The 12,444-nt window shown below is 64.4% G+C and carries 11 protein-coding genes; 6 read left to right on the plus strand and 5 right to left on the minus strand.

The genetic code is table 11. The features are described from left to right. Window positions 1-58 precede the first annotated feature (58 nt). The 5 genes from MTX21_RS14460 to MTX21_RS14480 all read left to right on the plus strand — a co-directional run bounded on the left by MTX21_RS14460 (window position 59) and on the right by MTX21_RS14480 (window position 4,798). On the plus strand, window positions 59-1,036 hold the full coding sequence (locus MTX21_RS14460) for a small ribosomal subunit Rsm22 family protein (RefSeq protein ID WP_280965474.1): 978 nt from the start codon (window positions 59-61) through the stop codon (window positions 1,034-1,036). Between the two features lie 135 nt (window positions 1,037-1,171). Next, window positions 1,172-1,732 (plus strand): LemA family protein, encoded by a 561-nt coding sequence (locus tag MTX21_RS14465; RefSeq protein ID WP_280965475.1) that lies wholly within the window; start codon window positions 1,172-1,174, stop codon window positions 1,730-1,732. A gap of 172 nt (window positions 1,733-1,904) precedes the next feature. Beyond that, a complete protein-coding gene (locus tag MTX21_RS14470) occupies window positions 1,905-3,113 on the plus strand; it encodes a M48 family metallopeptidase (protein ID WP_280965476.1) in 1,209 nt (402 codons plus the stop codon). 194 nt (window positions 3,114-3,307) lie between these two features. Continuing rightward, a complete protein-coding gene (locus tag MTX21_RS14475; RefSeq protein ID WP_027553825.1) occupies window positions 3,308-4,060 on the plus strand; it encodes a hypothetical protein in 753 nt (250 codons plus the stop codon). 60 nt (window positions 4,061-4,120) lie between these two features. Then, window positions 4,121-4,798, plus strand: coding sequence for a hypothetical protein (locus tag MTX21_RS14480; RefSeq protein ID WP_280965477.1), 678 nt, complete (start codon window positions 4,121-4,123; stop codon window positions 4,796-4,798). Window positions 4,799-4,914: 116 nt separating this feature from the next. Here MTX21_RS14480 and MTX21_RS14485 read toward each other — a convergent pair whose 3' ends face one another. The 5 genes from MTX21_RS14485 to petA all read right to left on the minus strand — a co-directional run bounded on the left by MTX21_RS14485 (window position 4,915) and on the right by petA (window position 11,693). Next, the gene (locus tag MTX21_RS14485) at window positions 4,915-5,454 is read right to left on the minus strand and encodes an adenine phosphoribosyltransferase (RefSeq protein WP_280965478.1); all 540 of its coding nucleotides are present in this window, start codon (window positions 5,452-5,454) and stop codon (window positions 4,915-4,917) included. A gap of 152 nt (window positions 5,455-5,606) precedes the next feature. Next, a complete protein-coding gene (locus MTX21_RS14490; protein WP_280965479.1) occupies window positions 5,607-7,772 on the minus strand; it encodes an anthranilate synthase component I in 2,166 nt (721 codons plus the stop codon). Between the two features lie 305 nt (window positions 7,773-8,077). Then, window positions 8,078-8,752 (minus strand): dienelactone hydrolase family protein, encoded by a 675-nt coding sequence (locus MTX21_RS14495; protein ID WP_280965480.1) that lies wholly within the window; start codon window positions 8,750-8,752, stop codon window positions 8,078-8,080. 284 nt (window positions 8,753-9,036) lie between these two features. Beyond that, window positions 9,037-11,100 (minus strand): cytochrome b/c1, encoded by a 2,064-nt coding sequence (fbcH, locus tag MTX21_RS14500; protein WP_280965481.1) that lies wholly within the window; start codon window positions 11,098-11,100, stop codon window positions 9,037-9,039. 62 nt (window positions 11,101-11,162) lie between these two features. Beyond that, a complete protein-coding gene (gene petA, locus MTX21_RS14505) occupies window positions 11,163-11,693 on the minus strand; it encodes a ubiquinol-cytochrome c reductase iron-sulfur subunit (RefSeq protein ID WP_280965483.1) in 531 nt (176 codons plus the stop codon). A 275-nt stretch (window positions 11,694-11,968) separates the two neighbouring features. On the opposite strand from petA, the gene MTX21_RS14510 reads away from it, so the two are divergent. Beyond that, window positions 11,969-12,427 carry a tRNA (cytidine(34)-2'-O)-methyltransferase gene (locus tag MTX21_RS14510; RefSeq protein ID WP_280971051.1) on the plus strand — a complete coding sequence of 153 codons (459 nt, stop codon included), beginning with the start codon at window positions 11,969-11,971 and terminating at the stop codon, window positions 12,425-12,427. The last annotated feature ends 17 nt before the right edge of the window (window positions 12,428-12,444 follow it).

Consider the following 12,444-nt stretch of genomic DNA (forward strand, 5'->3'; position numbering starts at 1 on the left):
GACCGGCGCTGCCTCGGAGTACTGGATGCCCCGCCTGCACAGGGCATGACGGTGGAAAATGATCTCGCCCACGCTTCCCGCTGAACTGAAAGCCGCGCTCGACGGCAAGCTCCAGGGCTTTTCCCGCAGCGATGCGGCACGACGGTCGTCGCAGATCTCCAGCACCTATCGCGCGGGCGGCGGCTCGGGCACGATCAAGTCCGAGGCCGATGCGCTCGCCTACGCGCTGGCGCGGATGCCGGCGACCTACGCCGCCGTCGCCGCAAGCCTGAACGCGCTGACCGCGATCGTGCCGGACTTGGCTCCCGAAATCCTGCTCGACGTCGGCGCAGGCCCGGGCACTGCGAGCTGGGCCGCTGCGGAGGCCTTTCCTTCACTGCAAGACTTCACCCTGCTCGATGCCAACGCCACGCTAAGCCGGCTGGCGCTCGAGCTCGCCGGCGACAGCGCGCGTCTGGCGGATTGCCGCTACCTGTCGGGCGACGCCGGAACCAACCTCGCAGAGGTCCCGCCCGCCGACATCGTCATCGCCAGCTACGTCATTGGCGAGCTCGCTGAGAGCGATCAGCGTGCGCTTACGGAAGCCATGTGGGCAAAGGCGCGCCATGCGCTGGTCGTGATCGAGCCCGGCACGCCGGCCGGCTACGCCCGCATCCTCGCGCTGCGCCAGCACCTGATCACGGCAGGCGCCTATGTCGCGGCTCCTTGCCCGCACGAAAAGCCTTGTCCGCTCACCGCGCCCGACTGGTGCCATTTCTCCCAACGCCTGCCGCGCTCGCAGGCGCACCGGCAGATCAAGGGCGCCGAGGTGCCGTTCGAGGACGAGCGGTTCATCTACGTGGCACTGACCCGCGCGCCGCCCGCGGGGCGCGCCACACGCGTACTGGCGCCGCCTGACGTCGGCAAGGCCGAGATCACGGCAAAGCTCTGCACTCCAAACGGCCTTGCCATCACGAAGGTGCCGCGGCGCGACAAGGCCGCTTATGCGAGCGCCCGGCGCTGGCGCTGGGGCGATGGCGTCATGTCCGAAAGTTAACGCCGTTCTGCGCTTTTTCCATTGAACTCGGACGGGTCCACGTCCGACCAAGGCTTACCTCCCCTCCGCGCCGGCCTGCCGTCCGGCGCCGTTTTGGTTTACCCTGCCCGCCTCAATCCCCTTCAGGAGTTCTCCATGTCGACCGGCTGGATCGTTCTCGGCGTTATCGTCGTCCTCGTGCTGTTCGCCTTCGGCGCCTACAACCGGCTTGTGACGCTGAGCCAGCGCGTCGGCCAGGCCTTTGCCGACATCGACGTGCAGCTCAAGCAGCGCCACGACCTGATCCCGAACCTAGTCGAGACAGTGAAGGGCTACGCAGCGCATGAGCGCGGCACGCTGGACGACGTCATCAAGGCGCGCAATTCGGCGATGTCGGCGCAGGGGCCGGCGCAGGTCTCCGCGGCCGAGAACCAGCTCTCCGGCGCACTCGGCCGGCTGATCGCGCTGTCGGAGGCCTATCCGGACCTCAAGGCCAATGCCAATTTCCAGCAGCTCGCCGCCGAGCTCTCCGACCTCGAGAACAAGATCGCGGCGAGCCGCCGCTTCTTCAACAACGCGGTGCAGGAGTACAACACCGGCATCCAGCAGATGCCCGCCGCGCTGTTCGCCGGCATGTTCGGCTTCACGCGCAAGGATTTCTTCGATCTCGGCGCAAGCCGTACCGAGGTCGAGGCGACGCCGCAGGTGAAGTTCTGATTGCCCGGGTGGCCCGCACTCCTTCTCACATTCTCACATTCGTCATTGCGCAAGTGCGCAATGGAGCGCGTCGGTGACGCGAACCCGGACTCTCGATCGAGACACTAAGCTCCAGATTCCGGGTTCACGCCGCTAGCGTGCCCCCGATTGAGAGGAGCTAACGGAAACAGCCATGGCTGCGTATGGTCTCTACACGCATATCGCCTCGAACAAGTTCCGTTCGATACTGCTGCTCGCCGGCCTGTTCCTGCTGTTCTACGTGCTGGTCTTCGCCGGCGCGCTGGTTGCCGAAGTCGTCCTCGACAGCAATCGGACCGTCAGTTTCTACCTCAGCCGCGCGTTCCACGACTTGATCGTCGCCTCGCCCTTCGCAACGATCGCGGCGATTGCGTGGATCGTGATTGCCTACTTCTTCCACCAGTCGATGATCGACGCGGTGACCGGCGGCCATAGCGTGACTCGCCAGGAGCAGCCGCGGCTCTACAATCTCCTCGAAAATCTCTGCATCTCGCGCGGCATCACGATGCCGAAGCTGAAGATCATGGAGAGCCCGGCGCTGAACGCCTTCGCGACCGGCCTCAATCCGCGGCAATATGCGATCACCGTCACCACGGGTCTCCTCAAAGCGCTGAACGACCAGGAGATCGAGGCGGTGCTGGGTCACGAGCTGACCCACATCAGGAACGGCGACGTGCAGCTCATGGTCGTCGCCGTCATCATCGCCGGCGTGGTCGGCTTCTTCGGCGAACTGTTCTTCCGCCTGTTCACGAGCTTCGACTGGAGCCCGAGCTCCGGCGGCTCATGGTCATCGGGCTCATCCTCCTCGTCGCGCTCGTCCTCGTCATCGAGCGACAGAAAGAGTTCCGGCGGCGGCGCGGTGATCGTCATCATCATCGCGGTGGCGCTGATCGTGCTGGCCTGGCTGTTGTCGCAGGTGGTGAAGCTCGCGCTGTCGCGTTCGCGCGAATTTCTCGCCGACGCCGGTTCGGTGGAGCTGACGAAGAATCCCGACGCGATGATCACGGCGCTGCGCAAGATCGAAGGCCGCGGCGAATTGCCGGGCGCGACCTCGGCGGTGATGGAGCTCTGCGTCGACAATCCCCGCGAGGGTTTTGCCGACCTGTTCGCGACCCACCCGTCGGTCAAGTCCCGGGTCGACGCGCTGATCAAGTTTGCCGGCGGCCATGACCCCGGCCGGCTGCGGACGCTTACCGCCGAGGCCGAAGAGCCCGAGGCCCAGGCCGACCAGAAGGACGCCTCGCCGTCGCCGACAGGTCCGTGGAACGATTCCGGCAAGCCAACCGCGGCTGCGCCGGGCCCCGCACCCGGCCCGTCCGGAACCGCTGTCGGCAATCCAGTGGGTCCTTGGGGCCGGCATTGAGCCGAGATTTCCCCTCTTATCCCGGCCGATCTCCGGCGGATTCACAGCGATTGGGAAAAACTCAGGGATTTGCGACAACACTGCTGCAAAGAATTGAATTCTCCCTCGTTTCTGCCATGTTCGCGCCCAACAACAGACAAGGGGCCTTACCGATCGCGTTCAAGCGATCGGCGGGCACGCGTTAGGGGACAGCAATGGCAAAGCCGGCAGTGGTTGTGGTGGGCGCGGACAAGGGCGGGGTCGGCAAGACCACGGTGTCGCGTACCTTGCTCGATTATTTTTCCGCCAACAACGTGCCGACGCGCGCGTTCGACACGGAGTCGCCGCGTGGCACGCTGAAGCGCTTCCACCCGGAGATCACCGAGATCGTCGACATGATGACGACGGCCGACCAGATGAAGATCTTCGACACGCTCAACGCGGCGAGCCCGTCGGTGACCGTGATCGACGTCCGCGCCGGCCTGCTCTCGCCGGCGCTGGCCTCGCTGCGCGATATCGGTTTCCTGGACGCGGCCAAGGCGGGCCAGATCACCTTCGCAGTGTTCCACATCCTCGGCCCCTCGATCGCCTCGCTGGACGAGATCGCGGAGACCGCGGGCTTCATGACCGGCGCAAAGTATTTCCTGGTGAAGAACTTCATCAACGACACCCAGTTCTTCCAGTGGGACCAGTCGACCTACAATTCCTATTTCCACCGCATCAAGGACGCCACCGAGCTGACCATCCCCAAGCTCAACGAAATGGCCTATGAGCAGGTCGAGGTTTCGTCCGTTCCGTTCCTGAAGTTCGTTGCCAACAAGGGGATGAACGACGAGGCCGCAAACTACTCCTTCGTGCTGCGCGGCTATGTCCGGCATTGGCTGGCGAACGTCTGGAGCGAATTCGACCGCATCCGGCTGACCGATATCGTCGGCTCCAAGCCCGCGGCCCGCAGCAGCGAAAAATAGTTGCACAACACGGGTGGATGCGGCTGGATTGGGCGGTGAATTCGACTGATATAGCTGTCGATGCCCGCGACGCCCGTCTACATCATCTGCTCGCCCCGCCCGCAGGTCGGCAAGACCCTGCTGGCGCGGCTATTGAGCGAATTCCTGCTGCTCAAGAACGGCGATGTCGCGGCCTTCGACGTCAATCTGAAGGAACCGTCGCTGCTCGATTACCTGCCGAAGATCACCGAGACGGCCGACGTCATCGACACCTACGGCAAGATGCAGCTCATGGACCGCGTCATCGTCGATGATGGCCTCGCCAAGGTGATCGACCTCGGCTTCCACGCCTTTGACGAGTTCTTCAAGATGACCGACGAGATCGGCCTGTTGAAGGAGGCCGCGCGCCGCCACGTCGCGCCCATGATCCTGTTCGTTGCCGACACCGACCGCGTCTCGGCGCGGGCCCATGAGATGCTGCGCGGCCAAATCCCGCGGATCAACCTGATCACGGTGGACAACGAATATGTCGTGCGCGGCGAGCTGCCGCCCGCGATGGAAGGCGGCCGGCTGTTCCGCCTGCCGGCCCTGCCCGGCTTCCTGAAGACCTATATCGATCGGCTGACCTTCTCCTTCACCGGCTATCTGCGCCAGGAGAAGGATTCGTCCACCGAGTTGCACCAGTGGATTCGGCGAAACTATCTCGCCTTCCGGGAGCTCGAGCTCAGCCTGATCCTGCAGCGGTCCCAAGTACGATGACGTCTGGTCCGACGACCTCGGTCTTTACTTCTCCCCAGCCGGGAGAGGTGAACCGAGTTCTGCGGCCGAGAGCGAATGAATTTACCCGGGCAATATCGTGGCCGCCCGTGTCTCGCTCAGTGCCCCTCGAACGTCATCAGCGTGCGGACCGGCACGTCCATGGCGCGCAGCTTGGCGGCGCCGCCGAGCTCGGGCAGGTCGATGATGAAGCAGGCGGCGACCACATTGGCACCGATCTGCCGGAGCAGCTTCACCGCGCCCTCCGCGGTGCCGCCGGTGGCAATGAGATCGTCGACCAGGATCACGCGCTCGCCGGGCGCGACGGCATCGACATGCATCTCCATCTCGTCAATGCCGTACTCCAACGAATAGGCGATGCGCACGGTGGTGTGCGGCAGCTTGCCCTTCTTGCGGATCGGCACGAAGCCGGCGGAGAGCTGGTGCGCCACCGCGCCGCCGAGGATGAAGCCGCGCGCCTCCATGCCGGCGACCTTGTCGATCTTGTTGCCGGCCCAGGGATGCACGAGCTGGTCGACCGCGCGGCGGAAGGCGCGCGCGTCGGCGAGCAGCGTGGTGATGTCGCGGAACATGATCCCCGGCTTGGGATAGTCGGGAATCGTGCGGACGCTGGCCTTCAGATCGTGGTCAAAAGTCATTGGTGTCTCACTTTAGACTTCATACTGTCATTGCGAGCGAAGCGAAGCAATCCAGACCTTGTTCGCTGAGACAAACTGGATTGCTTCGTCCGCGGAGCCTGTGATCCGGCCCGCCAAACGCGGGACCGGGTGGCTCCTCGCAATGACAGCACTCAATTCGCCCCCGCATCCAGCCGGAATGCGTTCTCGACGATGCGCAGGCCGACCTCGCCACCCAGCGACATCAGCGACTCCGGGTGGAATTGCACGCCGGCGACTGGCAGCGTCTTGTGCTCCAGCGCCATGGCGACGCCATCCTCGGTGCTTGCGGTCACGTTCAGAACATCCGGCATGCTGTCGCGCTCGACATAGAGCGAATGATAGCGGCCGATCACGATCTCGTTCGGCAGATTGCGCATCAACCTGCCGCCACGCACCTGAACGCGCGAGGGCCGGCCGTGGGCGGGATGGACGAGCTGCCCGAGTTCGCCGCCGAAATATTCGCCGATCGCCTGCACGCCGAGGCAGACGCCGAACACCGGCAGCTTCTTCTCCAGCGCTGAATCGATCGTCTTCTTGATCCCGAAATCCTCTGGCCGTCCCGGCCCGGGCGACAGCACCAGCAGATCCCACTTCTTCTGCTTGAGCATGTCGAGCGCATGCACATAGCGGACCACGGTGACGCTGGCGCCGACCTGGCGGAAATAGTCGGCGAGCATGTGCACGAAGCTGTCATCGTGATCGATCAGCAGCACCTGCTTGCCCGAGCCGGTCGCATCGGGCGCGAAGGTCGATAGCGGCTTCGGCGGATCGCCGCGCAGCGCCTGGAACAGTGCCGCCGCCTTTACCTGGCATTCGCGGTCTTCGGCGGCGGGGTCCGAATCGAACAAACAGGTCGCGCCGACGCGCACTTCGGCGAGACCGTCCTTCATCCGGATGGTGCGGATGGTGAGGCCGGTGTTGATGCTGCCGTCGAAATTCACCGCGCCGATTGCGCCGGCGTACCAGCGCCGCGGCGAACGCTCGTGATCCTCGACGAACTGCATCGCCCAGAGTTTTGGCGCGCCGGTCACCGTCACCGCCCAGGCATGGGTGAGGAACGCATCGAGCGCATCGAAGCCGGGACGCAGCATACCCTCGACGTGATCGACAGTATGGAAGAGCTTTGAATAGGTCTCGATCTGGCGGCGCGCCAAAACCTTGATCGTGCCGGGGACACAGACGCGCGCCTTGTCGTTGCGGTCGACGTCGGTGCACATGTTGAGCTCGAACTCGTCCTTCTCCGAGTTCAGGAGCTGGCGGATCTGCTCGGCGTCGCCGATCGCATCGGTGCCGCGCGCGATGGTGCCCGAGATCGGGCAAGTCTCGACGCGGCGCCCGTCGGAGCGCACGAACATTTCCGGCGAGGCCGACACCAGGAATTCGCCGTCGCCGAGATTCATCAGCGCGCCGTAGGGCGACGGGTTGATGACGCAGAGGCGTTGAAAAACTTCGGCCGGCGAGCGGTCGCACGGTTCTGCGAAAAGCTGCCCCGGCACCGCCTCGAACAAATCGCCGCGCGCAAATGCCGCGCGCGCGGTCTCGACCGTTGCCTGATATTCGCCGGGCGCGTGATCGGCAAAGCCCTGACGTTGTGTCTTCAGGTAAGGGCTGTCGGCGGTCTCGCGCGGCAGGCCTTCCGTGCCCCTGCCCTTCCAGGCGAAATCGTAGGTCAGGACCACGCCGCGGCCGGTGGCGCGGTCATAGGCAAGCAGCCGATCCGGAACATAGAGCACGATGTCGCGCTGGTCCTGTTCGCGCGGGCGCTTCTGCACGAGGTCCTCGATCTGGAACACGAGGTCGTAGGCGAAGGCGCCGAACAGGCCGAGCAGCGCGTCGTCATTGGCAGAGAAGGCGGCGATGAGATCGCGCACCAGCGACATCACGCTGGCGCGTCGCGTGCGCTGGTCTTCCTCGACCGGGGCATCGCCGCGGATGATGTGGCCGGCGAGGCGCGAAGCGGTCCTCTCGGAGATCACCACGCAGGGCTCGCGCAAGACGTCGCCGAGGAAGGCGATCAGCACTTGCCCGCGCCCGTTCAGCGCTTCGAGGGTGAAGTTGAAGCCGACCGTCTCGAGCTTGAGCGGCGGGTCCGAGAAGCCGAGGTCAAAACTCTCGTAGCGGCCGGGCACGGTCGTGCCCGAGGACAGCACTACGCCGCGGCGGCGATCAAGCAGGCTGATGAGATCGTCGAGCCTGTTGGCGCCGCCGGTGAACTGCTCCACCACGCGCGTGATCGCAAGGCCGGCACGGGTCGCATATTCGCTTCTGGCCGGAAGGGCAAAGACTGTCCTGTTCATGTGATCCTCTTGGGCTCCTCTTACGAGACTTGCCGAGGGAACGCCACACAGGACGAACGATCAGGCCGCCGCACTGCGTTGGCGACCTTCGACGATTTTGAGAAAAGAAATCGCACCGGCCACCTCTTTAGGAGGTGCGCCACCAACGACGGGCTGGGCGGACGGCGGTGCTCATGGGGGAACTAACACCATGGCGCGGGAGCGGCGTCAAGGGCGGGTCTCCGGGCTACACTTCGTCGTCCCGGACAAGCGAAGCGCAGATCCGGGACCCATAACCACAGGAAGTGGTTTGGCGAAGACGTCCCCTACCCCAGATGCTTCCTGAAAAACTCCGCCGCCCGGCCCCAGGCGAGCTCGGCAGCTTCTCGGTCGTGCACGGCCTGGCGCTGCTCGTTGACGAAGGCGTGCTCGGCGTCATAGCGGAACAGCTCCAGCGACTTGCCGGCGGCCTTCATGCCCTTTTCGAAGGCATCCACCACCTGCGGCGTGCACCAGTCGTCCTTGTTGGCGAAGTGGGCCTGGAGCGGAATCTTGACATCGGCGGGCTTGGCCGCCTGCTCCGGCGGGATGCCGTAGAATACGACGCCGGCTGCAAGCTCCGGGATTTTCGTGGCTCCGATGATGGTCACCGCGCCGCCGAGGCAGAAGCCGGTCAAGCCGACCTTGGCACCGTTGCGCGACAGATATTGCGTGGCGCCGCGCACCGTCTGCGTGGTGGCATCCATGAAGTCGAGCGAGTTCATCTCGTTGTTGGCGCTCTCCGTGTCGTGATACGGCACGACCTTGCCCTTGTAGAGATCGGGCGCCAGCGCGTCGAAGCCGGCCAACGCGAAGCGGTCGCACAGACCCTTGATCTGGTCCGACAGCCCCCACCACTCCTGGATCACGACCACGCCCGGCGCATTGCCGCGCGCGGCGTTGGCGAGATAGCCCGATGCATCCTTGCCGTCCGGTCGCTTGAAGGTGATGACGGTTCCCATGTTGTCCTCCGACGGTGTTCTGGGGGCGGTCGGCGGTATTTTGGCCGGTGGGCACGCGATAGGCAATCGCGCCAAACAACACACTCTCGTGCCCCGGATGCAATGCAGTGCGCCGCGCTTCGCGGCGTGATGCATTGCTGATCCGGGGCCTAGCCACGCACGAAAGGCTGGGTCCCGGCTCAGGGGCGCACCGTTGCACGCTGCGCCGCCTCCGGGACATGAGTGCGCGCAACAAAAAAGCCCCCGTCTCGGGGGCTTTTTCATTCTTATCGCGCCTTCGCCGCTCAATGCGAGTCGGCCCAGACCTTCTTCTTGGTGAAGTACATCAGGCCCGCGAAGATGATCAGGAACACGAACACCTGGAAGCCCAGGCGCTTGCGCGCTTCCATGTGCGGCTCGGCGGTCCACATCAGGAAGGTGGTGACGTCGTGAGCGTACTGCGCGACTGTGGTCGGCGAGCCGTCGTCATAGGTCACCTGGCCGTCGCTGAGCGGCTTCGGCATCTTGATGGCATGGCCCGGGAAGTACTTGTTGTAGTAGGAGCCCTCCGGGATGGTCACACCCTCCGGCACCTTCTCCTCGAAGCCCTGAAGCACAGCCGCGACGTAGTCCGGCCCCTGCTCCTGGTACTGGGTGAAGAAGTCGAAGATGAACCAGGGGAAGCCGCGTTCGTAGGAGCGCGCCTTGGTGATCAACGACAGGTCGGGCGGCGCCGCACCGCCGTTCGCCGCACGAGCCGCCTGCTCGTTCGGGAATGGCGAGGGGAAATAGTCGGCTGGGCGGCCCGGGCGCTCGAACATGTCACCGGCATCGTTCGGGCCATCCTTGATCTTGTATTCCGAGGCAAACGCCACCGCCTGCGCCGGCGAATAGCCGGGGCCGCCGGCTTCCGCGAGATTGCGGAAGGCGACGTAGGACAGGCCGTGGCAGTTGGCGCAGACCTCCTTGTAGACCTTCAACCCGCGCTGAAGCGCGCCGCGGTCGAACTTGCCGAAGGGACCCGCGAACGACCACTTGTTGGCCGGCGGCTTGTCGTTGCCTTCGGCGGCGCGGGCGTCCTGCAACGTGCCGAGGAACAGCGCACCCGCAGCAACGAGCGCAACAGCGACGGAAGCCACCACCTTGCCGCCCCTGGCAAGCACCGCCTCCGAGATCGAGTTCGGCACCGGCCGCGGCGTCTCGATGCGCGAGAGCAGCGGCAGCACGATCAGGAAGTAGGCGAAGTAGCAAACCGTCAGGATGCGGCCGGCGATCACATAGATGCCCTCCGGCGGCTGTGCGCCGAGATAGCCGAGCAGCAGGCAGACCACGACGAAGATCCAGAAGAACTGCTTGGCCAGCGGACGGTACTTCGAGGACCTGGTCCTGGCGCTATCGAGCCAGGGCAGGAAGCACAGGATGAGGATCGCCGAGAACATCGCGATGACGCCGGCGAGCTTGTTCGGGATCGAGCGCAGGATCGCGTAGAACGGCAGGTAGTACCACTCCGGCACGATGTGCGGCGGTGTCACGCCCGGGTTCGCCGGGATGTAGTTGTCGGCATCGCCGAGATAGTTCGGCATGTAGAAGATGAACCAAGCGTAGAGGATCATGAAGCAGGCGACGCCGAACATGTCCTTGATGGTCGCATGCGGCGTGAATGGTACCGTGTCCTTTTCCGACTTCGGCTCGACGCCGTCAGGATTGTTCTGGCCTGCGACATGCAGCGCCCAGACGTGGAGCACGACCACGCCTGCGATCAGGAACGGCAGGAGGTAATGCAGCGAGAAGAAGCGGTTCAGCGTCGGGTTGCCGACCGAGTAGCCGCCCCACAACAGCGTCACGATGCTCTCACCGACATAAGGAATGGCGGAGAACAGGTTGGTGATGACGGTGGCGCCCCAGAAGCTCATCTGGCCCCACGGCAGCACGTAGCCCATGAAGCCGGTCGCCATCATCAAGAGGTAGATGATGACGCCGAGGATCCACAGCACCTCGCGCGGCTGCTTGTACGACCCGTAATAGAGGCCGCGGAACATGTGGACGTAGACGGCGAAGAAGAACATCGACGCGCCGACGGCGTGCATGTTGCGCAGCAGCCAGCCATAGTTGACGTCGCGCACGATCAGCTCGACCGACTTGAAGGCCAGATCGGCATAGGGCGTGTAGTGCATCGCCAGAATCACGCCGGTCAGGATCTGCATCCCGAGCATGAAGGAGAGGATGGCGCCGAAGGTCCACCAGTAGTTCAGGTTGCGCGGGGTGGGATAGGCGACGAAAGACGAGTGCATGAGACCAAAGATCGGCAGGCGCCGCTCGATCCACTGCAGTGCCGGATTGCTCGGCTGGTAGTCGGATGGTCCGCTCATGATGCGATCCTGAGGAAATAAAACGACGTGACGGCGCGAAGCTTCGGACGAAGGCCCGAGGCTCAGCCGATCTGAATTTTGGTGTCGGAGACGAACTGGTAGGGCGGCACCGCCAGGTTGGCGGGCGCAGGCCCCTGGCGGATACGGCCGGACGTGTCGTACTGCGAACCGTGGCACGGGCAGAAGAAGCCGTCGTAATTGCCCTCATGGGCGATCGGGATACAGCCGAGATGGGTGCAGATGCCGATCACGACCAGCCATTGATCATGGCCGGACTTGACGCGCGCCTCGTCGCTCTGCGGATCGGGCAGGCTCGCCACGTTGACGGCGCGCGCTTCCTCGATCTGCTTCTTGGTGCGGTGGCTGATGTAGATCGGCTTGCCGCGCCAGAACACCTTGACGTCCTGGCCCTCGGCGATCGGGCTGAGATCGACCTCGATCGGCGCGCCGGCGGCGATCGTGGAGGCATCCGGATTCATCTGGGAAATGAAGGGCCAAAGCGCTGCTGCGCCCCCCACTGCGGCCGCTGCCCCCGTTGCAACGAATAGGAAATCACGGCGTGTCGGATGATCCGCCGAAGACGCTGTCGTCACGATTCCAACCCTTTCTTCTTATGCGACCGGTGGAACCGCCCCAGGGGGCGCCCAAAGGTCCCCAGAACAGGCTGCCGGCGCCCGCGGCCCCCCGCGGCAGAACTTTGCTTGCCCACGCCGAAACGGGTGAAACAGCAGTCCAGAATCGTTCTATTGGCACCCTTGCCGGGCGAGCGCAAGCCCGCTATCGGCGCGGAAGCGTGCAATGCACGAATTCCCGGGCGAGCGATGTTTTATTGAGACATTTCCGCCCCGCAACCGACGCCGCCACGCCCATGCAGATAGCACTTTTCCAGCCCGACATTCCGCAGAACACCGGTACGATTCTCAGGCTCTGCGCCTGCCTGGGGTTGGCCGCCCACATCATCGAACCCGCCGGTTTTCCTGTCTCAGACCGCTTGTTCCGCCGGGCGGGAATGGACTATCTCAACCATGTCAGCGTGACGCGGCACGACTCCTGGTCGAAATTTTCGGCCTGGCGCACGGAACAAGGCTACCGCCTGCTGCTGTTCACCACCAAGGGCGCCACGAACTATCTCGATTTCCGTTACCAGACGTCCGACATCCTGCTATTCGGGCGCGAGAGCGCCGGCGTCACTGACGAGGTGGTCGAGGCCGCGGATGCGCGGCTGGTGATCCCGATCAATCCGGGGCTGCGGTCGCTCAATGTGGCGATGACCGCGGCGATGGCCGCAGGCGAAGCGCTGCGGCAGGTCCGGAACCCGCAAGTTTGATACGTTGAGGAGAGAAG

The organism is Bradyrhizobium sp. ISRA430 (assembly GCF_029909975.1).
In the GTDB taxonomy this organism is placed as follows: Bacteria; Pseudomonadota; Alphaproteobacteria; order Rhizobiales; family Xanthobacteraceae; genus Bradyrhizobium.